The organism is Halostagnicola alkaliphila (assembly GCF_055379965.1).
The window spans coordinates 632335-656400 of record NZ_AP043826.1; the positions used below are offsets into that span (position 1 = coordinate 632335).

A 24066-nucleotide genomic window follows, 5' to 3' on the forward strand; every position below is an offset into this window, starting at 1 on the left:
TTTCGAACGCGAGGGGGTTGCGGTCGAATCGGGTGCTCTCGAGCCGTGTGGTCTCGAGTTCCGAGATTTTTGCGGACGTCGTCTCGAGTTACGTGATTGGGCGGTCTCGAGCGGCCGTCACTTCGAACTGCGTCGTCTCGAGCGCCGTCGCTCAGGGGAGGTAGAAGATGCAAGGAGTGCATTTGGTTCGACGCCTGCCTACCCGACGGTAGCTACAGCGCGTGTCTATTCCTGTCGGTCGCCGATATCCTCGAGTCCGAGGAACTGTCCGTGAGACGCCCACAGCTCGTTCGTCTCGACCGTCGCGTCGAAGACGACGGTGTTGCCGTTGCGGTAGATGCCGTCGTTCTCGAGCGACTGCGAACCGGTCGTCGCCTCGGTGACGATGTTACGAACGGTCTCTGCGCTGACTCGATTCGGATCGGCGACGATGCCGTACCGGAGTCTGCTTCGGGCGGACCCTGCTTGGAGGGCAACACCAGCGGCGCTGGCGGCCTGGATCGCGGATGTGAACGCGTCAGGCGCGTCGGTCAGCCGACTGCAGAGCGAGCGACGCGTGTCCGAGCCAAGCGACGCGTATGCGACCGCATGACCGGAGAGCAGCGACGGGAGCGAACCGTAGTTCGCACCCGCGACCGTCCCGCTCTGGGTCGTTCGTGACTGGCCGTCGGCGTTCATCTCGAGGGCCGTCTCGACGTGTGTCCGCGCGTCGGTCTCTCCGTAATCGTAGCCGACGTAGAGCGTGGTGTTGTCGACGCCAATGGCGTAGGGCGAATCCCCAGCGGCGAACCGGTCGACCGATCGGGGTTCTCGAGTTGTGGGCGTGATCGTGGTACTCGAGCCAGCTCCCGTTACTCGCTGCCGGTGAGAATCCGCCTCCATTCGGCGGTCGTCAGTGGACGACTCGACGTCGGTTAGTCCGTGCTCTCGCGCTTCGGCTCCGATCGCTCGCCTATCGAACGAACCGCTCGCGATGGCACAGCCGCCGGTGATCGTTTCGCCGTCGATTGCAGCGCTCGCGCTCACGCGCTGGATGTCCTCGAGCGAGACCGACGAGTACTGCTGTCGGAGGTCATTGAGCGCGTTCCCGACCGGGTCGGGGAGTCCGACGACGTTCAGTACCGGACGTTCGACGCTGGCAGTGACCGTCGTTTCGGCGTCGACGACTGCACTGGCATCGTATCCGTTCTGTCGGTGTAACTGCGCCGTCGACGACGATCCGCCGGTCGGCGCGGCACCGGCAGTCCCGCTGGCGATGAGCCCGCCGCTCGCGACCGCGAAGGCGCGGCGAAGCAGCGACCGTTTCGATAACATCGATTGACAAGAGGCGTGACTATCATATAAGCCTACTATCGCGTTTTCTCGTCGAGAAACTCCGCTTCGTTCGCCGTCTCGAATCGCGCGCTGGCTCCTATAGCTCGTCCGCAATCGCCGGCGCAACCGACACCGAACTGACCGTTCGTTCGACCGTGTCGGTTCCGTAAACCGCTTCGACGCCCGCTCGAGAAAGCTTCGTGTAGGCGTTTCGAGCCAACAGCGGATGGACGCAGGTGACGAACACCCGTTCGACGCCGCGATCCTCGAGGACGGCGACGGCCTCGCTCATCGTCGATCCCGTCGCGATGATGTCGTCGGTTACGACGACATCGCGTCCGTCGACATCGACGTCGCTGGGGGAGATTTCGACCTCGGTTCCGGAGTGGCGGGTTTTCTCGAAGTAATCCGTCTCGCCGCCGCCGTAGTCGTCTCGAACCGTTTTTGCGAGATCGATCGCGCCGGCGTCGGGCGAGAGAAAGACGGGATCCTCGAGCGCGCCCGGAAGCGGCTCCGCGAGCCGTCCGGCGGCATCGACGGCCGTTGCCGTCGGCTCGAAAAACTCGCAGACGCCTCGTTCGTGGGGATTGACGGTCAGGACGCGATCCGTCCCCGTCGAGATGGCGCGGGCGACCGCGCGAGCGGAGATCGGATGCCCCGCTTCGAAGGCGTCGTCCTGACGACCGTATCCCATGTACGGAACGACGGTGACGACTTCCTCGGCACCCGCCTGCCGAACGGCGTCCTGTAGCTGCAGGAGTTCGACATGGGCGTCGTTCGAAACGGTCGATGCGACGATGATGGCTCGCTCGCCGTCGAAATCCGGAACCGCGGCGAGCGTTTCGCCGTCCGGAAACCGGTCGTAGGTGGCCGCCGTGAGTGGCTCCTCGAGAACCCGTGCGAGCGAGGCACCGAGCGACTGCGAGGCGGATCCGCTGACGATCATACTCGGTGAGACTGCCCCCGGGCTAAACCAGTTTTCGTTCTCCGGATCGCGTTAGTCCTCGGCTTCTTCGGCGTCGTCGACGTCGGTATCCCCCGATCCGCAGGGGCCGCTGTCCGTGTCGGCCGCGATCGTCACGCCGTCGGCGTCTCTGACGCTAACGTAGAGGTTGAAACAGTCCGGGTCGTTCCAGTCCGCCGGCGTCGCTTCGGTGAACTCGTCGCCGTCGACTCGGGCGACGATCCGGATCGAACCGGGATCCGATGGCCAGTTTCGCTCGAGCGTCGTACTTTCGCCGCTCGATTCGAGGCTCTCGGAGGTCCAGTCCTCGATTTCGCCGTCGAATTCGACGAGGACGTCGACGGTGTGGCTCGTCTCGTCCATGTTTTCGACGGTGATGTTTCCGAGAACGGTCCCGGTCTGGTCACCGGTTCCGGAGCTCTCGGTTTCGGTCTCGTCACCCCCGCCTGCGGTTTCGTCGTCGCCGCCGTTTTCGTCTTCTTCACCGGAACTCGTACACCCAGCAACCGCACCTATCGTCGTTGCACCCGCGGCGGCCAGCACGCGCCGCCGTGTTATCTCTCCCATTGAAGTCTTCTGAGAATTCCGTCACATTAAGCCCCCGTCAGACGCACGTCATGCACGAGTCATTCGCTGGAGACGATCATGTCGATGGTCCGGGGACCGCAAGTCCCGTTACGCCGGTCACGCCGAGAACGTGCGGCCGCCAGCCGTCGGTATCGGCCGCGAGAAACGTTCCGTCCGACGTGATGGCGTAGACGGTTTCGCCGTAGCCGAACCCGACGACGGGGCCGCTCGAGGGTGTCCCGCCCGCGTGTGAGCCCTTTTCAGTTTGCTCGTCGGAACCCCACTCCTCGTCCCGAACCCATTCGGTCGCTCCGCTCCCGTCGCTCGAGTGCTCGTAGACGATACCGTCGGAAACCGCGTGGGCTCGTTCGAGTTCGCTCGGCTCGCTGATCGGATCGGCGGCGACGGTGTCGAACGATTCCGGCCGCACTTCCATCCAGCCGTTACCGAGTTTGTACAGTCCCGATTCGGTCGCCGCGAGCGGAACGCCGGCCGCGGAGACGTCGCGGACGTCGGTCAGCCCTGCGTGGTCGAGTTCCCCCTCGTGAACGCGGTAGACGCCGTTTTCGGTTCCCAACAGGTCTCCGTCCATCGCCCGAACGTCGGCCTCGAGCATTTCGGCGATGGGGTCCCAGCGGCCCTCGCGCCGTCGAGCGATGTGGCCGTCGGATCCGGCGGCCAGCAGCGTTTCGCCGTGGTAGCTCACGCCCACAGCGGGGCCAAATCCCGTTTCAACGAACGAGTCGGGATCGGTCGGATCGGCCACTAACACGTCTTCGTCGGTCGCGATCGCGACCGAATCTCGTCCGGCTGCGATGTCCCGAGTTTCGTTTCGGTGACAGAGCGAGAACTCACCGACGGCGCTCCCGGAGACTTTCACGTGGACGACGCCCATGGAACTGCCGACGTAGGCACCGAGTGCGCCCTCGCTCTCGCCGTAGACGCGTTTTTCGTCGATCGAGGTCATAGTCGTGCTATCGGCCGGGGGCGTCGAAAACATTCTGCTTGACGGCGACGCTGACGGATCGTCTCTTGTTCCCCTCGTATCGACCACTGACGTGTGCGTTCTCCGGAACCCCTTTGAGGTGTCCGTCCAGAGTACTTCCTAATGAAAGTGTTCGGATCGAGCGGGACTCGCGGCGTCGCCAACGAGGAGTTGACGCCAGCGTTCGTCCTTCGGGTTGCGAAGGCTGCGGGGACAGCCTGGGACGTCGACCGAATCGCGATCGCCCGAGATACGCGCCACACCGGCCAAATGCTCGCCGATGCGGCGGCCAGCGGGATCGTCAGTACGGGGACGGATGTCGACCGACTCGGCATCCTGCCGACGCCGGGTGCCCAGTTCTACGCGGAACGCGAAGGCGTCCCGACGATCGTTATCACGGCCTCGCACAACCCGCCGCAGTACAACGGCGTCAAACTCGTCGGGAGCGACGGCGTCGAACTGGCTATCGACGACTTAGAGCGAATCGAAGAGGCGCTTTTAGCCGAGTCGTTCGAGGTCGCCGCGTGGGACGAAACCGGGCGAAGCCGCGACGTCGACGGCGTTCGACGCGAGTACATCGCCGAGCTGCTTTCGGCCGTCGACCGAGAACGTATCGCCGACGCCGATCTCACCGTCGCCCTCGACCCGGGCCACGGCGCAGGCGCGCTCGTCAGCCCCGAATTCCTCCGCGAACTCGGCTGTCGCGTCGTCACCGTCAACAGCCAGGCCGACGGCCACTTCCCCGGACGCGATCCCGAACCCGTTCCCGACAACCTCGAGGATCTCGGGCGACTCGTCCGCGCGACCGACGCCGATGTCGGGATCGCCCACGACGGCGACGCCGACCGCGCCATCTTCTTCGACGAAACCGGCGAGTACGTCGAGGGCGACGCGACGCTGGCCGCACTCGCCGCCGCCGAACTCGAACCCGGCGATACGACCGTCTCTGCAGTCAACGTCTCCCAACGGTTAGTCGACGTGGTCAACGACATCGGCGCATCCATCGAACTCACGCCTATCGGCTCGACGAACATCATCACGAGAATCGAGGAACTCGAGGCCGACGACCGCCGCGTTCCGGTCGCCGGGGAGGGAAACGGCGGTATCTTCTTCCCCGGATTCCGACTCTCGCGGGACGGGGCCTTCACCGCCGCCCGATTCCTCGAGCTCGTCGCCGACCAGCCGGTGAGCGACCTCGTCGAACCGTACGGCGGCTACGCGAACGTTCGACGGAACGTCGAGTACGATTCGACGGCCGAACGCGACGCGATGATCGACGCTGCGGCCAACCAGGCCAAGACCTCCGAGGCGGAACTCAACACTCGCGACGGCTACCGACTCGATCACGGCGACGCCTGGGTGCTCGCTCGCCCCTCTGGAACCGAACCCCTCGTTCGGATCTACGCGGAGGCTCGCGATTCGAGTCGCGCCGACGAACTCGCAGACGACATGTACCGGGCCTTAATCGAAGCGAAGGACGAAACCTGATTCGCAGAGACGGACCCGTTCGACCGGCTTTCTCTTACTGCTCTGTCATACGTGTCGTGCACCCCACCGCTCGGTCGCGAGCAACAGCTGGTGGGCGATCACGAGAACGATGACGGTGAGAATTATCAGTGCGCCCTCGAGTACCGTCGTGAGAAGCCCGAGCGAGACGATTAGCGTCGTCGCGCAGGCCGGGGGATGACGGGTGTCCGTCGCCAGCATTCCGCCCGCGGTCAGCGTCGTGGCGAGCACCCCACTGGCCGCGAGTCGAAGCCCCTCGATCGATCCGGGATCGGTCGCACTCGCCATCGAAATTCCGCTCGCGAGCAGGTGGTAGGCCAAGAGTCCGGCGACGACGCCGATGACGTGACCACCGATCACGCGCCGCGGCGAGGTCGCATCGCTCTGTTGAAAGAGCGCCAGCACGAACGCCGTCGGGCCGAGACTCGGAAACAACATCGGGAACCCCGATATCCACGCCATTGCCGCCGTGGTCGTGATGAGAAGTCCGGTGTGGAGCGTGCTCCCGAGCTGATCGTCCATCCTGCTCGAGTGTTCGAACTCGAGGTAAAAACGTAGCCGGTTTCGACCGCTCGACACGGCCTCGTCTGACTGCTCGCTCGAGACCTGATCGGTCAGTTCGGCCGCCGCCGGCTCACGGAACGACCGTCACCGGAACCGACGCCCGGCGGGTCACCTGCTCGGCGATACTCCCGAGTAACACCCTCGAGACCCCCGACCGGCCCTTGCTTCCCATGACGATGCCGTCGATCTCTTCTTCCTCGGCGTACCCGAGGATGGCTTCGCCGGCCGTTCCGTCCACGACCTGCGTCTCGAAGTCCGCATCGTACTCCGCGGCGATTCGCTTCGCCTCGTCGAACACCTCGGGCTCTGCGTCGGTTCCCGCGACCGCGGGCGGCTGACCGGCGTACCCGGCGGCCAGATCGTCGATCGCGTGGAGGACGGTGATTTCCGCGTCCGGAAAGTATTCGAGAGCGTACTCGAGGGCCGCGCGTGCGGGATCGGAGTCGTCTACGGGAACGAGAAGGTGTTGTGTCATACCACGGCGTTCGTGTGCTATCGGGGAAAGGTCTCCGGAGTTTGCAGCTGTTGTGTGCGGAGCACGCACAAAACTCCGCCGTTTACTCAGTTGGCCGAAGAACGGTCGCTACACCGGATCCTCGACCTCGAGGGCCGATCGCAACTGTTCCTGTTCGTTTCGAAGGGCCTCGAGGTCGTCTGCAACCTGTCCGTCGGACAGCCGCCTGCGTTCGTCGGGGGTGAGCTGCACGACCGCCTGGGCCGCCGTCTGCAGTCGATCGTAGTCGGAATCGCGAGCGAACAGTCGGACGTCTCGCAACAGCGACACCGTCCCTTCATCGGCGATCCGATCGACGAAGGGGCGATACTCCCGTGTCCGGCGCTGGAGGACCCCCGCGGGGCCGGGCGGCCACTCGAGGGTCAACGGCTCGGCGTCGATCCCGTCGAGGAACGTCTGCTGGGTGGCCACCTGCCGCTTGAGTTCGTCCGCGTCGTCGACGTAATGGGAGAGCTTCGACCGGGAGTAGTTCGCGTACTCGAGGAGTTCGTCGATCGTGTACTCGCCCGCGGAATTCGTGGCGACGTAGGACTCGAGGTCCGCGGGCGGCCGTTCGCACTCGACGAAGGGATACCAGCGGGTCCGGTCCAGAAAGGCGAATACTTCCCGCGCGCTAGCTTCGCTTCGGTACTCCTCGAACGCCTCGCGAAACGCGTCGTTGTAGCCCTCGATGGGCTCTCGGAGTCGCTCGACCGGCGCGTCGAGGTCGGCGTTCGAAAGCTCGAGCAACCGCTCGTTCTCCTCGAGTTCGCCCTCGATCTCTTGGAGGCGTTTGGTCGCGTTCGTCCTCGCGGTTCTGACCGCCTCGCGAGCGGCTCGGCGTTCGTCGATCAACTCCGCGTACTGTTTGGCGGGCTCGAGTTCGGCTTCTGCCGTTTCGAAATCGGACTCGCTCAGCCGGCGTTTATCGATCGCGTCCAGGGACGCCTCGAAGGCCTCTCTCCCCTTGAGATCGTCCGAAAGCCCCTCCACGAGCGAATCGAACTTTCCCTCGAGTTCGACGTAGGCCTTGAAGTTCTCCTTGCCAGTTCCCGTCGCGCGATCGACGTACGACTCCAGGAGATCCACCGCGTCCCGGTAGGCCTCGGCGGCGTCTACGACCGCCTCGCCGCTGTCGCCACCCTTCGTTTCGATCTGTTGTTGTGCCCGCTCGAGCCGGTCTCGGGCCGCCTCAAGCTCCTCGAGTGCGTCGGATGCCGTGCGATGAACGGATTCGCTCATTGGTCTGGGTCCGGTAAGTTCGCGTTGTTCAGTTAGTCGGCCGAATTATTCGTACACTGCGTCCGGATCGAACACCTTTTCGCCGACGTTCTCGCCCTCGATCGTCCGGTAGAAACACGATCGATGTCCCGTGTGGCACGCGCCGCCCTCCTGGTCGACCAGGTAGAGCAGCGTGTCGGCGTCACAGTCGACCCGAACGGCTTCGATCTGCTGCATGTGGCCGCTGGTCTTTCCCTTCTGCCATAACTCGTCGCGACTTCTCGAGTAGTAGTGGGCCACCCCCGTCTCTCGCGTTCGCTCGAGCGCCTCCGGGGACACGTACGCGAGCATCAACACCTCGCCAGTTTCGGCGTCCTGGGCTACGGCCGGAACCAGCCCGTCCTCGCCAAAATCGACCTCGATTCCGTCGTCCATACTCGAGGGCATGTCCGTCGGGGCGATAGGTCTTTTGCTGGGCTCTACGTTCCGGGAATGACGTAACCCAGTTAAACCGGTTGTCGCTCGACAGTGGTTCTCGAGCAACTCTCGACGACAGCTGGTACTTTTCTCGCAAACGGCGACGAGCCGCTCGAGCAATCTATATTTTGATCCCGTTCTGGGTTTTCTCCCTGTTGCGACACGGCTACCTTCCAGACCGAGGCGGCAGTGATCGGGTTTCAATCCCGTTCTGGGTTTTCTCCCTGTTGCGACCGGACTCACTCGTCGGGCGGTCGAGTCGTGGGAACACGTTTCAATCCCGTTCTGGGTTTTCTCCCTGTTGCGACCGTGGCGGGAAGAACATCGTCTCGGCGATCGACAAGTTTCAATCCCGTTCTGGGTTTTCTCCCTGTTGCGACCGTTCTCGTCCATTGGGTCTGTATCTGATTGTGCGCTGTTTCAATCCCGTTCTGGGTTTTCTCCCTGTTGCGACCGTCGGTTGCTTGCCGCCCTGGAGGCGAGGCACAGGTTTCAATCCCGTTCTGGGTTTTCTCCCTGTTGCGACAGTCTCCGTTATCGGTACGCAAGCAGGTAGAATCCCGGTTTCAATCCCGTTCTGGGTTTTCTCCCTGTTGCGACTCCACGCCGTGACTAGCACGACCATCGAAATCACGAAGTTTCAATCCCGTTCTGGGTTTTCTCCCTGTTGCGACCGCAATGATTGAGCAGGAAGTCGACGGCCTCGAGATGTTTCAATCCCGTTCTGGGTTTTCTCCCTGTTGCGACAAACGCGGACATCTTCGTGCGTCTGGTACACTTGGTTTCAATCCCGTTCTGGGTTTTCTCCCTGTTGCGACGTCTCCCCATTGGCAATAGAACAACCAACCATGTCTTGTTTCAATCCCGTTCTGGGTTTTCTCCCTGTTGCGACATGCATCAAGTTCTGGCGCGACTCCGACGAGGAGTTGTTTCAATCCCGTTCTGGGTTTTCTCCCTGTTGCGACGACACAATCAAGGGAACTGTCGGCACTAACACAGCATAGTTTCAATCCCGTTCTGGGTTTTCTCCCTGTTGCGACCCGGCCCATGTCGCCGCGCCTGCCGCTGTTCCGAAGTTTCAATCCCGTTCTGGGTTTTCTCCCTGTTGCGACCCCGGCACCTCTGTATCTGGGTCTGGTGAGATCCCGGGTTTCAATCCCGTTCTGGGTTTTCTCCCTGTTGCGACCGAGGGGATCGTCGATCAGCTGGTGGGCGATATTGAAGTTTCAATCCCGTTCTGGGTTTTCTCCCTGTTGCGACCCCTCCACGAACTCCCGGTATTGCTCGAGCTTTTCCTGTTTCAATCCCGTTCTGGGTTTTCTCCCTGTTGCGACCTGGCGGCGAGGATGACACCGAGAAGGCGTATCTGTTTCAATCCCGTTCTGGGTTTTCTCCCTGTTGCGACGGCTCTCGGACGCCTCGAGCTGGCGGACGCGCCGAAGTTTCAATCCCGTTCTGGGTTTTCTCCCTGTTGCGACGTCGGCGTCGATCCGTCTCGCGTAGCGCTCGAGGCAGTTTCAATCCCGTTCTGGGTTTTCTCCCTGTTGCGACACGGCCCTCTCCTCGGACTCGCTCCGCGAAGTCATGTTTCAATCCCGTTCTGGGTTTTCTCCCTGTTGCGACAGGGGGCTGAAATACGCGGATGTTCGCTAAAAAGCTTCCTCATCAGTTGAATTTCACGGTGCCGTTCATCGACCCCTGCTATACAGACTGTTTATATGGGTCGATGAAATAGCACCTCAAACAGATTCTCTTGATGCCAGATAGAGTCGCCCGCCGAGTGTGATTTCGACGTGTTTTGTTCGGTCTTCAGTCCACGACGTAACCAGACTCTCGTCCTCGAGCTGATTCACGTGTCTCCCAATCGTACTTTTTGCTTGATCACCTTGCTGTTTAAGCACTGGTATTGTCGTAGCGTTGTCGGCCTGGTCAATTGATTCGAGTGTACCAACGGCTCCTCTCGAGATGTTCGTTGGAATAGTTGGTAGTTCCCACTCTCGAACTTGCCCATCGATGTCACTGTATCCAAGAATCTCGGCGATATTGTGTCCGTGCGCGACAGTTGCGATCGTCAGTGGAACGAGCACATCTCGAGCACCACCACCGAAATTAACGATAACAGATCCATCTGCAGCCCGGAGGACATCGCTGCACGTCATCACCGCAGCTGCGAAGTTCTCGTGTGGTATTCGAGTAACGTGTATTGTGATTCCTGGTTCGATTTCTTGCAATAGTTGTTCGACATCTGCGATTGCTTCGGACGCACGATCATCGTCTGTTTGATGTTCGGGTCGAAGTAACACGACTTCATCATCAGAGCCGACTTGCTGATTGAGTATCGTCCGTGTGACACTGGTCGTATTAAACCCGATAGGAGAGACGAACGTTTGCATTGGAGGGTGTTATTCGTGTCTTTCTTATAACGTTGCACGATTTTGCAATCATCATATTCTAATTCCGTTTTATATATGCCGTGACATTTATAGTGAGTGTCTCGAGTGTACTATTTGCAACCGTATGGAACAACAACCCCACTCCGCTTCTCGCCTTCGCCGAATCACCATTCGGCTACGACCCGACAAGCGGTTCAGTGTGCCGTTGTCGGATGGCTATTCGGTTTACAGTGCCTTACTGAGCGCACTCGAGTCCGCTGACGAAGATGTAAGCGCACACGTACACAATTCGCCGATCGGAAGTCTCCACAACGGCGGTCTTCAGGGCTCGTTCGGGAGTAGTGATCGGTCGCATCACAAACTTGCCCTCCCGAACGAGGAATACGAACTCTCGCTCGGAATTACTGACCGGGCGGACGAGGACATTTTCCAGGCTCTCGTTTCGTCGCTCGTGCTTGCGGGTGAAACAATCGAATTAACGAACGGAACGCTTCGTGTGGAGTCGTTCGAAAGCGAGAACGCGAGCCACGAGACGTTACTCGAGCGAGCGGACGAAGCCAATAATCCAAACCTCTGCTTTGATTTCCGCACAGCAACTTGCCTCGAGGAGGCAGGATCGGTCACGACGATGTTCCCCGTTCGGACGGCTGTCTTCTCGAGCCTCCTTGGAAAGTGGAATCGGACCGCTCCCGAAGAACTCGAGTTGGATATCAGTCGAGATGCGCTCGCCTCCTCAGTGATCGAAAAACCGGACGACTCGAGCTATCGAACGCACAGTGTGCTGGTCAATCGCGTCGAAGGCGACGACGGAAACCCACAGCCAATTTTCAGACAGGGATTCTCTGGCCGATGTACGTACGCGTTTAAAGATGCCAGTGAGAGCGTCGAAAACGCAGTGACGGCGCTCGCGCTCTTCGCGGAGTATTCGGGGGTTGGGAGTGCTGTCGCTCGAGGGTGTGGTGATGTTGCTGTGGAGGTCACGTATTCATGAATTCAAACAAAGAAATGGGGACAATTTCGAGGTTTTCAAGAGGTGTTGCAGGAACACCCATGTTTCAATCCTGCTGTGTGTCCCCATGTGTGAATTGGATCTCTAGTAATGTAAATAGTGACCTGCTCACACCCATCTCAATCATTAGTCAGATGCCTTCTACCTTGCAGGAACACCCATCACCTATTAAGCCACTTCAGGTAGTCAATCGAATCATGGGTGAGAGATCACATCTATACGGGGTTATGGCTAAGGTGTGTGGAATCTATAATGTTTCACGTGACGAATTCGTTCAAGAAGGTGATATGAAAACGGAGAACGGAGAGAAATTTCGATACGGGACTGAAGAGATCCCATTGAAAATCCACGGACAGTACATAATAGCGGAAGAACCCGATATCCAGTATAAAGATGGGATAGAAATTGTAGTTATAAATAGGTTACAGGAAGTCAAGAGGAGAAAATGACCGAGACCTTTCCTAATCCAACTGCGGCTCGAGATGCTCACGAAACGATCGTCGGAAGTACAGACCTGTACTCAAACATTATCGATGCAGCGGGCAAGTACGACGCAAAAGTGGATTCTTCGGCAAATTCTTCGTTAGCTGCACACATCTTGAACGCAGTTACGATCGGTGTGAACGCGTTCGTGTACGAAGCAGTTGGCCCGGAGGAGGATCTGTATGCGGATTACGAGGAAGAACTTCGCGTGCTCGCTTCTGCACTCGCACTCCACGATACGGACAAGTTCGTCCGTGAGGCCTACGGTGCAGATATCGAGGGGAATAGTGCGGCGGCTTTCGAGTTGTATTTCGATCCAGAGCCGACCGAAGATGGAGAACCACGGGAGAGCGACCCATTTGGGATCGAAGAATTCCTCGGAGAGGGTTATCGCGACGACCTCCAATATCTCGTTCAGCGGACCGAAACGACCGAAAATAGTACCGAAACTCGAGCGACTGATACGTCGTTCAACGGACTCGAACGATATTGCCGTATTGGAGATAGTACTGCCTCAGTTGCACTTAGAGATGGTACTGATGGAGTGTACGATCAACTTTGTACGCTGATGGGACAAGACGATGTCCACCGAGTAGAGTTCACTCAACTCGAGCAACCGATTCTAAACGACACGCTTCTTGGTGCAACAAAGGAAGCTATTGCCGGCGAGACAGGCAACGATACGTACGGCGTTATCGTTGGTAGTTCGTCAAATACTGTTGTTTATCTAGGTAACCTCATCGATCGTTCGTATCTCAAAGGTATTGTTGAGGAACGAGCACCTGAACTAATCGGGACTGAGTTCGAGTTCGATTGTAAACTCAACTGGAACTCTTTTGATTATGATGTTCTAGCAGAGGTTAATATCCCAGTTGAAGAAAAAGAGCAAAAAATCGCTGATTCATTTCGTGATCTCCTCAAGCGTGGGTCTGCGGGGGTAGAGCCCTTTGAACATATTCCTGAGGAATTCGATCCTTATTTCCCAATTTTAGCAAAGGCAGTCTATATTGATGGATACTCAGAATTTGAGGATCCAGACGTACAAAACGCATATGACCGAATTGAGGACGAACAGGGCGTTCAGAAGGTCAAACTTCATTTTGTTGCGTATCTCGTCCAACAGTATGACGAACACGTTGATTTCCTTGAAACGTTTTCAGCGGCCGTTCGTCCTGAGTTGCACGACGACCTTGAGCCGGAATCCGATGCAATAGGGGCCGTTGTTGATCGATTCTTCGATGGTCGAATTGCACCGGATCTCGGGTCGAAAGATGAGATGTGTTTCCTCTGTGGTGCAGAAACGGATACAAAGTACCAAAAGGGGCTTAGCGGGGTCTACCGGACTCAGGAATATTCTCGTCGTGTTCCGCCACACGCGAAGTACAAGTCAATTTGTGAGGTATGCAACCTAGAGTACGCACTTCTTTCTCACGTCTGTGAGCAACACGATGTCAGTACGAACAACGCACTCGAAGTTGCATACTTTTACTTCGATGATTTCCTCGGCGATGTTCGAGTGCGGAGTAATCGCGTCGGAAATATTGTCCAAGGGGATAGCGATGAATTAGATGATCCTGAAGTAAAGTCTGAGCTGGTGAAACCCCAGTACTTCCTCCAGCCGCTTTACGTGCTGGATGAAAATCACCGAATGGCAGTCGTCCGCCAGGTGATGGAAGCGGCCCAAGAATCTGGGATGAAGGTGGTCATCGGGAGACCGTTTACGCGCTTTGAAAGCGCGAATACGGTCTTTACGGACGAGGAGGCCACCCGACCACAAGAACTCCTCGGGCTGGATGAAGCAGAGCGATTCGGTCCGCTCCCTGATTTTGTTGAGGGAGACCGATCGGAATCGCATCTCCAACGTTCACTCCAGTTATTCAAAATCATGAGTATGGTTGGACAGGATGCGAATATGACCAACTCATATCTTCACCTTGACCGCGACACGTTCCACAGTATTGCAAATTTCGCAGTTGTCAATCATGATAACGCGATCAAACTTCCTGATCTTCGGGAGTACTTCGAAACGTATCATCAAGATGCACTTATGGACATGAAAACCGTCGCTGAACGGGGAATTGACCTGTTTGGCCAACAATATGACAGCAAGTACAAGAAAACGAAAGTATTCCGTGAGGCACTCGATGCATTCCTTAGCGGAAAAAATCAGCAGATGGACGACGACCAACTTGTCGACTACGTTGAAAGTCAGGTGTATGCTGCTGCAGATCGCGAAGACTACGCCGGACATGCAACGCCGGAGCAAGCAGCAGTGTTCGTTGAGGCGATCCGTTCCTACCTCATCGAGAACAATCTCTATGACCTGAAAAAACTCTCCGATTGGGAAGACGCGCTCGTTAACTCGTACTATTACGCATACGATCAAGCACTTCAAAACTACTAATGACACTCGAATATCCAGACACAGGCCTCGTCGAATCGTTCGGTATCTACCGAAAACGCAAACCGTCCGTCACGCTCATCGTCAAGAGGGATATAACCGAACCGACACTCTTCCGTAATTCGAATCACGACCGTGCGGAAACGCAGGAGTTCGACGACAAACTCCATGCACAGGTAAACGGTGAGAAATTCACTAGCAAAGAACGGCTCACCGGATTGTCTCTGCTTCGAAGTCTAGATGAAGAGTTCGTCCACGAAGAGTACGCGTATAACGAACCGGAAACGCTCGAGAAATCCCTCAACGTTGGAACGCTTACATACGGGTTAGCTGGTACCGGCGATCAGGACTTTGCAATCAAATCCCGAGTTGTAGAGGGGTACACGTATACGACTGAGGAGTACGATTTGATGAATAAGGAAACTCGTAACGCCGTCTACGAGTCAGGAACGATGCGAGATGCTGACGGAGATCAATCTGAGGCGCTTTTCGACTTCGTGAAAGTTCAACCGGGGAACGACCTTGTTCACTTTATCACACTCGAGGCAGCGACTGGACCAATGTTGCTGTACACCCTTCATAATATCCTCAACACGGGTAAGTACGGGGCTCGAGAGACACGAACAGGGCGAAATGTTCGGAACGAAATCCTGGGCATTATTCTCGGCGATCACGACACCTCACTATCGACGGGCGAACTTCTGATGGAATACCACGATGAGGGTGACGAATTGCCAGAAAGCGTTGGAGAATACGTTGCAGATGTTCGTCGTACCGATTGGGAAGTTTACGGTTCCTTCGGGAGTGCCGATGATGTTCCTGAGTGGTTCGAGCGGCTCCGAGCAGTCGCTTCACGAGAAGCCGAAGACGCCGACGATGTGATGAGCGAAGAGTTTGCAGACCTGATGGAGGACGCTAAAGGCGAACTTCTGGACGATGATTGAACAGACGTACGAGGCAACGCTGTATGCACCGCTCTTCTACTCCAGTTCGGAGGGGCGTGCGATCCGAACGCAACCGACGCTCTCAGCCACTGCACTCATGCATGCTCTTGGCTATCGATACTTCGGAATGGAAAAACGATACGCGGAATTTGGGGACGAAGCGACATCTCCCGACTACTCTCACCTCAAGGAAGCTCCGTTCTTCGTTACGGATATGCGACCGGTCGCCGTCCAAACCGATGAACGGACGTTCCGGAGTACGGATTACCGGTCAGAACGGCATTTCACTACGAACGACACAGAGATTGCAAATCAAGTTGCTGGTACAAAGTCAGTGCCTGCGATTCTCGAAAACTCGGGAGCGGCATATCAGACAATGCGAAACTACGTCGGACTGTCCCCCGGTTCGACGTTCGAATTTACTGTCTGGGGGGAAGAAGAACTTCCTCGACGCCCGTTCTTTCGAATGGGAATCAAGCAGACTGGTGAAATCCGGGCACAAACTTCGGAACTGGATACACTCGTCCTGAATAAGTATCTCCTTTCTGAAGTCTACGATCTACCTGATGAAATCCTTGCAGCGTTGTTAGAGCATAGTGACTCTTTCAGGCGAGGAAATGATCCACGGTTACAGCACTTCGTTGGTGCTAACCCCGACTTTGTTAGGGAACGTGTTCTCCCTGAGGTGCTCGGATGAGTCGTTTTCAAGTGGATAGTGCAGCTCTTGCAACAGAACCTCCAGAACCTGCCCTCGAGGAACAAGGGTTTGATCGTGCAAGGGCGTTCCAGAACCGTGTCGTTGAATGGATTCGTGAGGGTACCGAACCTGTCGCTGCCGTTCACGCTCCGACTGGTGCAGGGAAGACGGCGACGTTTTACGAGCTTATCGATTCGCGTGATATGACGCTGCTTGTCTATCCTACAAATGCGCTTATGCGCCAGCAACGCGAGCGATTTGAAGCGGATGAAATCGATGTTGGTGTTCTAAACGGAAATACATTAAATGGACATGGACACGAGCGGACTGAAAACCTGATTCGGTACGTGAACAAGTTTGCTGCTGATCACGAAGTCGTTCTTACTAATCCAGATATTCTACAAGCAGCGATTCAGGACATGTACCGTGGGGGTGATGCGATGCGGTTTTTCAATAAATTCGATGCAATAGTCTACGACGAGTTCCATTTCTACGATGCACTCGCTGCGAGTGGCCTCTTGCTCCAAACGAAAATACTCGAGGAGCGACACAGTGATCCGAAAATCCTTCTCGCATCAGCGACGCCAAACGAGGACTTCGTGGATTTCTTGCGGAAACGAGTTGGTCTCGAAATCTGTGATATTGATGCAGAATACGTCGAAGATGGGGACCAATTTCGCCAATCTGTCGATGTCGTTCGCCACGAGGAACGAAACATTCTCGAGCAGCGTGACGAGATCGCAACGGCACTTCGAGAGAAGGTCGAGTCAGCTGGGGAGTACGATCAACCGCATGCTGCCGTCGTGTTCAATAGTGCGAAAGACAGCAATGACTTCCATCAGTTCTTACATGACGAGTATCCAACTGTCTTCGAACATACTGCCAAGGACAATGGATTCGATACGAACGATGAAGCCGTCGACCTTGACGAGGAGAGCTTCTATATCCTCAACACGACGAGCAAGGGAGAGGTCGGGCTTGATTACGATATAACGACGCAGTACATGGAGAGTCCACCTGATGCGAGCGCCTTTCTTCAGCGCTTCGGCCGTGCTGGCCGCGAATCTGAGGCGACAGTTCACCTGTACGGGCTTGGACAAGGTCCATGGGGTGCTAGTGTTGATTTTCCAACGTTCGCTGCCCAGATCCACGAGGGACTCGAGTCATCCGAGATGGATCACGAGTGGCTTGGTGATCTCGTCGGGTTTCGAGCTGCCTACGCGATTGCTTCACGCGAGGATGATTACGGATGGTTCAACGAGGAACTGCGAGAGGATTTCGAAGCAAACATCGAACAGTACGATCGCTGGCGTGGGTTTATTGCAACTGTTGAAAGTGAGATTGAAGAAATAAAGGACGGACTCGGCCCTGGAAAGTACCAGAAGAACAGTGAAGCAGCGAAACTACTTCGGTTTACCCGACACTGCTTTCAGACATTCCGTGGGCTTCGTGGTCGATCTCTGTCAGCATCGATCAAATATCCTCGCGGAGACCAACTTGGCGTGACGACGTACGATCTCACGACAACACTTCGACACTACGATATCGACCGGGTGGAAGACGATAATGTTCTCGTTTTGAAACCGTCTGCTGGTGATGTCCTCTCAGCGGTGACTGCACGGCTACCAGAATACGAGACAGAACCGACACGATACGACAAACCGACGAGCGAGATCGAGGACCTCCTCCAAACGAAGATTCGTCGCCGAATCGATCAGATGGACTTGGAAGACGAGTTTGAACTCGACATTGGTATCTTACATCAATTCTATCGAATGATTCGGATCGTCAATGCCGTCGTCCCTCGCCGAATCACTACCGCAGAGTACGAAACAGAAGTCGAGACTAGCGATATTGGACCACCAAAAATCGATGTTTACCAGCGTCAGGTATGACTGTGGAACTAATTAATGTCTCCGACCTGAATCAGTTTGCGTACTGTCCACGCCGGTATTGGTATCTCCATTTCTATGATACACAAGGGCGGAACTACGAACGAGTCGAGGGGAAGACGACACACGAGAATCAGTCGACTCGTGGGGACTGGTTAAACGAATTCTACCTCGAGTCCGAAGAACTGGGCCTCAAAGGAAAGATCGATGTTCTCGATCTCGAGGAAGACCGTGCTGTTCCTGTCGAACGAAAAAGAGCCGAAAGTGGGGATTACTACAAAAGCGACGAAGTACAGCTCGCAGGATACTGCATGCTCCTCGAAGATCATCTCGACGAGCCGGTTCGAGAAGGAGCAATATATCTCTACGAAACGGATCAGCGAATGCACATCCCAATTACGGAAGACCATCGAGCGGAAGTTCACGACCAGATTAGCGCAATTCAGTCAATGTCGGTCGATTCGATTCCCCCCTTCACTGATAACCCGGACAAGTGCGAGGCGTGTTCGGCTCGAGAGTACTGCATGCCCGAAGAAACGGCACGCTTAGAGCCCGAAAAAGCGGTCGGAACCGGCTGGGAGGACAACCTATGAAGGCTTCCGAAGGAATGTACGACGAGGCGGTATTGTTCGTCACGAAACAAGGGTCGCAGGTCCAGGTCGATGGTGGCCGAATCGTTATCTGGGATGTCGACGGCGACGAGGGACAGCTCGCCTCGAGGCCGATCGAGAAGGTCGATACGATCAACGTCTTCGGCGGCGTGAACTTTTCGACGCCGTTCGTCGCCACGGCGAACGAACACGGCATCGTACTGAATTATTTCACACAACACGGAAAGTACCGTGGGAGCTTCGTTCCCGAGAGAAACACGATTGCGGAGGTCCGACGCGCACAGTACGCACTTTCAGACGAGGAAGAACTCGAGATCGCTAAAGCGGTGATCGCTGGGAAGATTCGCAATGCACGAACCCTGCTCTCTCGAAAGGGAGTCCGTGGTACGGAAGTGTTGAAAGATCTCGGAGTTCGTGCCGGAAAGGCGACGACGAAAGACGGCCTCCGCGGAACGGAGGGTGAAGCGGCGGAGCGATACTTTTCGCGACTCGACGAGACGTTAACTGACGGATGGACGTTCGAAAAGCGAACGAAGCGTCCGCCGGAGGACCACATCAACTCCATTCTTTCGTTGACGTACGTCTTCATGAAAAATGAGGTTCTGGCGGCATTGCGCCAGTATAATCTCGATCCGTTTTTGGGCGTGTTACACGCAGATCGTCACGGACGGCCTTCGCTCGCGCTCGATCTCCAGGAAGAATTCCGACCGATCTTCTGCGATGCGCTGGTTACTCGGTTAGTTAACCGCAGTGTCATCACGCATAACGATTTTCGGGACGATAACCGGCTGAACGATGATGCGTTCAAGACGTACCTCTCGAAGTTCGACGACTACATGAACGAGGAATTCACGCACCCCTACTTCGAATATACCGTTACTCGTCGAAAGGCCATCCGTCAGCAGGCGATCCTCCTTCGAAAGTCGATTACCGGTGAACTGGACGACTATCATGCGCTTACATTCGATCACTAACAATGCGACTCGCAATTACCTACGACGTAAGCGACGACTCGAATCGACGTCGAGTGTACCGCACGCTCGAGCGCTACGGCGCGTGGAAACAGTATAGCGTGTTCGAACTCGAGATATCCAAGACTGATCGAGTCGAACTCGAGGACGAACTCGAGTCCCACATCGAGCCATCGGATGGCGACCGAATTCGGCTGTATCGGTTGTGCGATTCGTGTCTCGATGCAACGACCGATATTGGTGCATCACAGGATGAAGAACAATCGAATGTCATTTGATATCGACTCGTCGTTTCATCGACTGTTATAAACAGTCTGTACGGTGGGGGTCGATGAATAGAAGAGTCATTTTCGACGCTCGAGGAACATTTATGACCCTTCTATCCGTATCTCAACCCCCTGTCGCAGAAGGGAGAAAACCCACTACGGGATTGAAACACGTGAAAACCGACGCCATCGACGCCGAAGAACTCGGTCGCAGAAGGGAGAAAACCCACTACGGGATTGAAACTACGTCCATCCCGTCCATATCCGCGAGGAACACATCCGTCGCAGAAGGGAGAAAACCCACTACGGGATTGAAACTCGAGACCTTTCGCCGCCGTGGTTCGGGAGTTCGCCCGTCGCAGAAGGGAGAAAACCCACTACGGGATTGAAACACTCGAGTTCGGGACAGTGCTGGTTTCGGTGGATGGTGTCGCAGAAGGGAGAAAACCCACTACGGGATTGAAACAGTGATGCGGAGTTCGAACGCGAGACTGTCGCGCCCGGTCGCAGAAGGGAGAAAACCCACTACGGGATTGAAACCGGTTGATCGGGTCCGTCTCGCGGATGAACTCGCCCGTCGCAGAAGGGAGAAAACCCACTACGGGATTGAAACGCTTATACGTTACGGTCCCGTTCCCCTTCGGCGTAGGTCGCAGAAGGGAGAAAACCCACTACGGGATTGAAACGGCTTGAGTCGTTCGTCGAGAACGTCGAACGTGGCGGTCGCAGAAGGGAGAAAACCCACTACGGGATTGAAACATGTTTTCGGTCGAACTACCATCGTCTCGGACGATTGTCGCAGAAGGGAGAAAACCCACTACGGGATTGAAACATAATAACGCCCCCATTCGCCCTCGGTTGACTCGCGTCGCAGAAGGGAGAAAACCCACTACGGGATTGAAACCCAGCCCTGCAGCGTGTCGGGCGTCCCGCCGTCGGCGTCGCAGAAGGGAGAAAACCCACTACGGGATTGAAACTGATGCCAGCGCCGAAAACCGTCATTCGAGAATCACGTCGCAGAAGGGAGAAAACCCACTACGGGATTGAAACAGCGGGTGATGGCGAACCGTAGCTACCGCGCGAACAAGTCGCAGAAGGGAGAAAACCCACTACGGGATTGAAACCTTTGAGAAGGTGGGGGGTTACTCCCTATCGCTCGGGTCGCAGAAGGGAGAAAACCCACTACGGGATTGAAACGCTCGATGAGCCAGCTCGATCCTCCGGAGAGGCCGGGTCGCAGAAGGGAGAAAACCCACTACGGGATTGAAACATCGCGTTCATCAACCTTCCAAGCCCCGAGTTCATCGTCGCAGAAGGGAGAAAACCCACTACGGGATTGAAACACGATTCGTGGAATCTACAGGCGGTTACAGACCAGTAGGTCGCAGAAGGGAGAAAACCCACTACGGGATTGAAACTTAGCTGACGACTTGGAGTTTGCCCTTCATGATGGCGTCGCAGAAGGGAGAAAACCCACTACGGGATTGAAACATGAAAACGTGAGATCCGTCAGTGAGGTAGTACGTCAGTCGCAGAAGGGAGAAAACCCACTAAGGGATTGAAACTCGTCGATGTTGTGCAGTTCGCAGTTGCACGTCACCGTCGTAGAAGGGAGAAAACCCACTAATGGTTTAAAATTGGGGAATATATGTACAAAATCGCCGTATCCTGTCGAATTAGGAAAATAAGAGAATGTGCTCTTGATGCTTGATTTTCTTTGTAGCCTTCACAGTTTCTCGAGTCCGGTTTACGGACCGAAACCCCGATCCACGATGTGGTGATGGTGGTGGTTTCTTCGTCGCCAACTCGGTGATCGAGATTTCGGCTTACCGCCCCGACTCGAGCCTTAGTCGGACTCGAGCAGGCCGGGGGCGACGTGACAGCCACAGGGCGTGGCGATGCCGATCGTGGGTTCTTTCATCGTGACGAGTGCGACGGGTGTCCCGCAGGTGGGACACTCGACCAGAGACCTCGAATCGGATGTGGCGGCGTCTGATTCTGCCTCGAGGTCGTCGCTCTCGTCGGTCACAACTTCCCTCCTGCGGTGGTTGTGACTAGTTCCTGTACGCTATTCAGCTGTCGGACGGGATGTTTATATCCCGGTAGAATGAACGTAATCATGGCTCCGAGCAGACCGCTTGGAAGCCACGCCTCGGGTGCTGTAACACCCGGGGCATTTCAACGCATGCCCCATCACTCGTGGAGGGTGACTTCCATTCTGTTTGTTGACCTGATGAGACTTATATCTATCCGTAGCGGACCGGGAAAATCGCCGTTTCTGTGACCGAATCCGTCCTCGAGGCGCTACCAAATTCGTCGATTCTCCGTCTCGAGACCACACTGTATCCCTCTGTCTAGCAATTGTGGTCCGCTCGAGTGTAGCCGACTGAGAGAGATCCTAAATGAGCGTAGCCGGTCGGGTTAGTCGTCGGTGACCGTAATGTGAAACGATTCGGTTTCGGCGTTGGCATCGTCTCGAGTTCTATCGGGCCCGCGCTCGACGTCTGCGTGCCACGCTGTGACTGCGTACCGATACTCCCCGGCCGTTGTGCGGTCGGGTACGCGTACCGGGACCGAAATTTCGACGCTCGCTTCGGGCGGCGACCAGTTCCAATAGGGCGGGTCCGCGTCGTCTTGGCCGACTGGCGAGTCGGAGAAGCTCGCATCGTTGACGTCGAAGACGACGGATTCCGATTCTGGAAGGCTGGAAACGCGCACGCTTCCCGCGTCGTCGACTCGGAACGTCGCTGTCGTTTTCTCGCCCGGTGTGAGTTCCAGCTCTTCGCCCGCGACGACCGGTACCGCATCCGACTCTCCGGTCGGGTTGCTGTGGACGAGAAGGCCACCGAGACAGATGCCTACCCCCGCACAGCCCGAAGCGAGGGCCTGCCGGCGATTCATGTTGCACGGTACACTCTCTCAATATAAGTTCCTTTTCGAAGGTCAAATCGTGATTTGTCCTTTCGATATCCGTTCTCTCAGCCCACGCTGGGGAACGCGCTGTAACCTGGCGGAGTGAAGGGGCGAAGTGCGCTGGCGCTTGCCTGGTTATCACGGCGACCCCTATCGCCGGAGGCGATATGTCGCCGTGTGACCGCCAGCGTGCTGAGGGCCTTCGGGGTCACGATTACTCTCACTCGAGTATCACAGAGCGTGCTGAGGGCCTTCGGGGTTACAATCACTCTCACTCGAGCCGTTACCGTCTCTCATCAGGAAGAGTGCTCGAGAACAGTCAAACTGAACCAGGACGATTTCGAAAAGACGAGTTACAGAAACGCCTGAAACAGGAAGAGAGTGGCATTGTAGCCGCCGTGGATCCACATGACCAGATAGAGGTTTTCGTACTTCTCGTAGAGCCAGCCGAGCACGAGCGAGAGCGCGAGGACGACGCCGAGCGAGACGACCGCTTCGCCGAACGTGGCCGTGAAGTAGGCGGGGAGGTGGATGCTCGAGAACAGCACCGAGGTCAGGACGACCGCCCCTGCGGAGCCGAACGCGGGGCGCATGTAGTTCTGGATGACGCCTCTGAACAGGAGTTCCTCGGCGGGGCCGATGATGAGGATCGAGATCACTGCCAGAGCGAGGAAGTACGTGGTCGAGGCGTTCTCGTCGATCAGCGAGTGTTCGGAGGCGGGGATCCCGAGCGCGTTGCTGATGATCGAAAGCGCCATGCCGAGTGCGACGAGGCCGGCGATCGCGATGAGGCTGATGACGAACTGGTGTTTCGTCGGCATCGACAGGCCGAAATCCGATTTCGGGATCCAGCCACGCATGACCGAAAGCGCCGCGAGGCCGACCGCGCCGAGCCCTAACATCGCGGATTCCGCACCGGCCAGAAGCACGAAGCCTTCGCCCTCGAACAGCGTCTCCACGAGTTCGAGGTTGTCGGTGATCATCAGGCCGAGCATCAGCGGGATCATCAGCGCGATACTGCCGGCGAATGCGATGATGAACGCGCCGATGATGTAGCCGACCGACCCAACGACGGCGATCAGTCGCGACCGCGAACGGTCGGGCTCTTCGGGACCGGAGTCTTCGGGATCGGACGGAGGATCCGATTGCGGGCTGTCCATACCGAATATCAGGGAATCCGACCGATGAATGTGCCGATCCCAGCAGTCCGTGCTCGCACTCCGCACGGAACCCGTCTTTTCGCGGTCGCTTACTATTTTCCCGCCGTGGCTCGAGGACTACTCGCGCGGCTCTGAGCGTGGCTCGCCCTCGAAGACGCCCCGATATCGTTCGTGCGAATCGACGGTCCGACCCTTTCGAAAATCGCACCAACGAGGCTATGTTCCGGTGCTCCCA

Annotated in this window: 22 protein-coding genes and 2 CRISPR repeat arrays; of the genes, 10 read left to right on the forward strand and 12 right to left on the reverse strand. The window is 56.8% G+C overall.

The window, feature by feature from the left end; all coding sequences use genetic code 11:
* Positions 1–225 precede the first annotated feature (225 nt).
* The 4 genes from ACZ5C7_RS08265 to ACZ5C7_RS08280 all read right to left on the reverse strand — a co-directional run bounded on the left by ACZ5C7_RS08265 (position 226) and on the right by ACZ5C7_RS08280 (position 3812).
* Positions 226–1314 (reverse strand): hypothetical protein, encoded by a 1089-nt coding sequence (locus tag ACZ5C7_RS08265; protein WP_464375859.1) that lies wholly within the window; start codon positions 1312–1314, stop codon positions 226–228.
* Positions 1315–1411: 97 nt separating this feature from the next.
* Complete coding sequence (locus tag ACZ5C7_RS08270) at positions 1412–2260, reverse strand: ribose-phosphate diphosphokinase (RefSeq protein WP_464375860.1); 849 nt, start codon at positions 2258–2260, stop codon at positions 1412–1414.
* Between the two features lie 51 nt (positions 2261–2311).
* Positions 2312–2845 carry a hypothetical protein gene (locus tag ACZ5C7_RS08275; protein ID WP_464375861.1) on the reverse strand — a complete coding sequence of 178 codons (534 nt, stop codon included), beginning with the start codon at positions 2843–2845 and terminating at the stop codon, positions 2312–2314.
* A 76-nt stretch (positions 2846–2921) separates the two neighbouring features.
* Complete coding sequence (locus tag ACZ5C7_RS08280; protein ID WP_464375862.1) at positions 2922–3812, reverse strand: HVO_0234 family beta-propeller protein; 891 nt, start codon at positions 3810–3812, stop codon at positions 2922–2924.
* Positions 3813–3953: 141 nt separating this feature from the next.
* Here ACZ5C7_RS08280 and glmM point away from each other — a divergent pair, with 141 nt between their 5' ends.
* Positions 3954–5318, forward strand: a complete 1365-nt coding sequence (gene glmM, locus ACZ5C7_RS08285) for a phosphoglucosamine mutase (RefSeq protein ID WP_464375863.1) — start codon at positions 3954–3956, stop codon at positions 5316–5318.
* A gap of 45 nt (positions 5319–5363) precedes the next feature.
* Here glmM and ACZ5C7_RS08290 read toward each other — a convergent pair whose 3' ends face one another.
* From ACZ5C7_RS08290 to csa3, 5 genes are all read right to left on the reverse strand, one after another.
* Positions 5364–5858: an HPP family protein gene (locus tag ACZ5C7_RS08290; protein ID WP_464375864.1), complete on the reverse strand. Its 495-nt coding sequence runs from the start codon at positions 5856–5858 to the stop codon at positions 5364–5366.
* A 112-nt stretch (positions 5859–5970) separates the two neighbouring features.
* Positions 5971–6375: a universal stress protein gene (locus ACZ5C7_RS08295; RefSeq protein WP_464375865.1), complete on the reverse strand. Its 405-nt coding sequence runs from the start codon at positions 6373–6375 to the stop codon at positions 5971–5973.
* Positions 6376–6483: 108 nt separating this feature from the next.
* Entirely contained in the window at positions 6484–7635 is a 1152-nt protein-coding gene (locus ACZ5C7_RS08300) for a DUF7118 family protein (RefSeq protein WP_464375866.1), read from the reverse strand.
* A gap of 45 nt (positions 7636–7680) precedes the next feature.
* Entirely contained in the window at positions 7681–8049 is a 369-nt protein-coding gene (gene hisI, locus ACZ5C7_RS08305; RefSeq protein ID WP_464375867.1) for a phosphoribosyl-AMP cyclohydrolase, read from the reverse strand.
* 167 nt (positions 8050–8216) lie between these two features.
* Positions 8217–9714: direct repeats of the CRISPR family, unit length 37 nt; unit sequence GTTTCAATCCCGTTCTGGGTTTTCTCCCTGTTGCGAC.
* A gap of 116 nt (positions 9715–9830) precedes the next feature.
* Positions 9831–10484: a CRISPR-associated CARF protein Csa3 gene (gene csa3, locus ACZ5C7_RS08310; RefSeq protein ID WP_464375868.1), complete on the reverse strand. Its 654-nt coding sequence runs from the start codon at positions 10482–10484 to the stop codon at positions 9831–9833.
* Between the two features lie 199 nt (positions 10485–10683).
* Between csa3 and cas6 the strand changes: the two genes are divergently transcribed.
* The 9 genes from cas6 (at position 10684) to cas2 (ending at position 19770) form a co-directional block, all read left to right on the forward strand.
* On the forward strand, positions 10684–11475 hold the full coding sequence (gene cas6, locus ACZ5C7_RS08315) for a CRISPR system precrRNA processing endoribonuclease RAMP protein Cas6 (protein ID WP_464375869.1): 792 nt from the start codon (positions 10684–10686) through the stop codon (positions 11473–11475).
* A 215-nt stretch (positions 11476–11690) separates the two neighbouring features.
* Entirely contained in the window at positions 11691–11942 is a 252-nt protein-coding gene (locus tag ACZ5C7_RS08320) for a hypothetical protein (protein WP_464375870.1), read from the forward strand.
* On the forward strand, positions 11939–14380 hold the full coding sequence (locus tag ACZ5C7_RS08325) for a hypothetical protein (protein WP_464375871.1): 2442 nt from the start codon (positions 11939–11941) through the stop codon (positions 14378–14380). Before ACZ5C7_RS08320 ends, ACZ5C7_RS08325 begins: the two co-directional genes overlap by 4 nt.
* Positions 14380–15321 (forward strand): type I-D CRISPR-associated protein Cas7/Csc2, encoded by a 942-nt coding sequence (gene cas7d / locus ACZ5C7_RS08330; protein ID WP_464375872.1) that lies wholly within the window; start codon positions 14380–14382, stop codon positions 15319–15321. Before ACZ5C7_RS08325 ends, cas7d begins: the two co-directional genes overlap by 1 nt.
* The gene (locus ACZ5C7_RS08335) at positions 15314–16018 is read left to right on the forward strand and encodes a hypothetical protein (protein WP_464375873.1); all 705 of its coding nucleotides are present in this window, start codon (positions 15314–15316) and stop codon (positions 16016–16018) included. Before cas7d ends, ACZ5C7_RS08335 begins: the two co-directional genes overlap by 8 nt.
* On the forward strand, positions 16015–17913 hold the full coding sequence (gene cas3, locus ACZ5C7_RS08340; RefSeq protein WP_464375874.1) for a type I-D CRISPR-associated helicase Cas3': 1899 nt from the start codon (positions 16015–16017) through the stop codon (positions 17911–17913). The genes ACZ5C7_RS08335 and cas3 overlap by 4 nt, the downstream gene beginning before the upstream one ends.
* Entirely contained in the window at positions 17910–18503 is a 594-nt protein-coding gene (cas4, locus tag ACZ5C7_RS08345) for a CRISPR-associated protein Cas4 (protein ID WP_464375875.1), read from the forward strand. The genes cas3 and cas4 overlap by 4 nt, the downstream gene beginning before the upstream one ends.
* Positions 18500–19495 carry a CRISPR-associated endonuclease Cas1 gene (gene cas1, locus ACZ5C7_RS08350; protein ID WP_464375876.1) on the forward strand — a complete coding sequence of 332 codons (996 nt, stop codon included), beginning with the start codon at positions 18500–18502 and terminating at the stop codon, positions 19493–19495. The genes cas4 and cas1 overlap by 4 nt, the downstream gene beginning before the upstream one ends.
* Before the next feature lie 2 nt (positions 19496–19497).
* A complete protein-coding gene (cas2, locus tag ACZ5C7_RS08355) occupies positions 19498–19770 on the forward strand; it encodes a CRISPR-associated endonuclease Cas2 (RefSeq protein ID WP_459887378.1) in 273 nt (90 codons plus the stop codon).
* Positions 19771–19892: 122 nt separating this feature from the next.
* Positions 19893–21396: direct repeats of the CRISPR family, unit length 37 nt; unit sequence GTCGCAGAAGGGAGAAAACCCACTACGGGATTGAAAC.
* 208 nt (positions 21397–21604) lie between these two features.
* Here cas2 and ACZ5C7_RS08360 read toward each other — a convergent pair.
* The 3 genes from ACZ5C7_RS08360 to ACZ5C7_RS08370 form a co-directional block, all read right to left on the reverse strand.
* The gene (locus ACZ5C7_RS08360; RefSeq protein ID WP_464375877.1) at positions 21605–21787 is read right to left on the reverse strand and encodes a hypothetical protein; all 183 of its coding nucleotides are present in this window, start codon (positions 21785–21787) and stop codon (positions 21605–21607) included.
* A 392-nt stretch (positions 21788–22179) separates the two neighbouring features.
* The gene (locus tag ACZ5C7_RS08365; protein ID WP_464375878.1) at positions 22180–22659 is read right to left on the reverse strand and encodes a hypothetical protein; all 480 of its coding nucleotides are present in this window, start codon (positions 22657–22659) and stop codon (positions 22180–22182) included.
* A gap of 365 nt (positions 22660–23024) precedes the next feature.
* On the reverse strand, positions 23025–23831 hold the full coding sequence (locus ACZ5C7_RS08370) for a lysostaphin resistance A-like protein (protein WP_464375879.1): 807 nt from the start codon (positions 23829–23831) through the stop codon (positions 23025–23027).
* Positions 23832–24066 lie beyond the last annotated feature (235 nt).

Coding starts and splice junctions, on each gene's coding strand:
- cas3 (WP_464375874.1), top strand. CDS start 16,015: ATGAGTCGTTTTCAAGTGGATAGTGCAGCTCTTGCAACAGAACCTCCA.
- glmM (WP_464375863.1), top strand. CDS start 3,954: ATGAAAGTGTTCGGATCGAGCGGGACTCGCGGCGTCGCCAACGAGGAG.
- ACZ5C7_RS08325 (WP_464375871.1), top strand. CDS start 11,939: ATGACCGAGACCTTTCCTAATCCAACTGCGGCTCGAGATGCTCACGAA.
- cas1 (WP_464375876.1), top strand. CDS start 18,500: ATGAAGGCTTCCGAAGGAATGTACGACGAGGCGGTATTGTTCGTCACG.
- ACZ5C7_RS08365 (WP_464375878.1), bottom strand. CDS start 22,659: ATGAATCGCCGGCAGGCCCTCGCTTCGGGCTGTGCGGGGGTAGGCATC.
- csa3 (WP_464375868.1), bottom strand. CDS start 10,484: ATGCAAACGTTCGTCTCTCCTATCGGGTTTAATACGACCAGTGTCACA.
- ACZ5C7_RS08275 (WP_464375861.1), bottom strand. CDS start 2,845: ATGGGAGAGATAACACGGCGGCGCGTGCTGGCCGCCGCGGGTGCAACG.
- ACZ5C7_RS08335 (WP_464375873.1), top strand. CDS start 15,314: ATGATTGAACAGACGTACGAGGCAACGCTGTATGCACCGCTCTTCTAC.
- cas2 (WP_459887378.1), top strand. CDS start 19,498: ATGCGACTCGCAATTACCTACGACGTAAGCGACGACTCGAATCGACGT.
- ACZ5C7_RS08320 (WP_464375870.1), top strand. CDS start 11,691: ATGGGTGAGAGATCACATCTATACGGGGTTATGGCTAAGGTGTGTGGA.
- cas7d (WP_464375872.1), top strand. CDS start 14,380: ATGACACTCGAATATCCAGACACAGGCCTCGTCGAATCGTTCGGTATC.
- hisI (WP_464375867.1), bottom strand. CDS start 8,049: ATGGACGACGGAATCGAGGTCGATTTTGGCGAGGACGGGCTGGTTCCG.
- ACZ5C7_RS08270 (WP_464375860.1), bottom strand. CDS start 2,260: ATGATCGTCAGCGGATCCGCCTCGCAGTCGCTCGGTGCCTCGCTCGCA.
- ACZ5C7_RS08280 (WP_464375862.1), bottom strand. CDS start 3,812: ATGACCTCGATCGACGAAAAACGCGTCTACGGCGAGAGCGAGGGCGCA.
- ACZ5C7_RS08300 (WP_464375866.1), bottom strand. CDS start 7,635: ATGAGCGAATCCGTTCATCGCACGGCATCCGACGCACTCGAGGAGCTT.
- ACZ5C7_RS08370 (WP_464375879.1), bottom strand. CDS start 23,831: ATGGACAGCCCGCAATCGGATCCTCCGTCCGATCCCGAAGACTCCGGT.
- ACZ5C7_RS08265 (WP_464375859.1), bottom strand. CDS start 1,314: ATGTTATCGAAACGGTCGCTGCTTCGCCGCGCCTTCGCGGTCGCGAGC.
- ACZ5C7_RS08290 (WP_464375864.1), bottom strand. CDS start 5,858: ATGGACGATCAGCTCGGGAGCACGCTCCACACCGGACTTCTCATCACG.
- ACZ5C7_RS08295 (WP_464375865.1), bottom strand. CDS start 6,375: ATGACACAACACCTTCTCGTTCCCGTAGACGACTCCGATCCCGCACGC.
- cas4 (WP_464375875.1), top strand. CDS start 17,910: ATGACTGTGGAACTAATTAATGTCTCCGACCTGAATCAGTTTGCGTAC.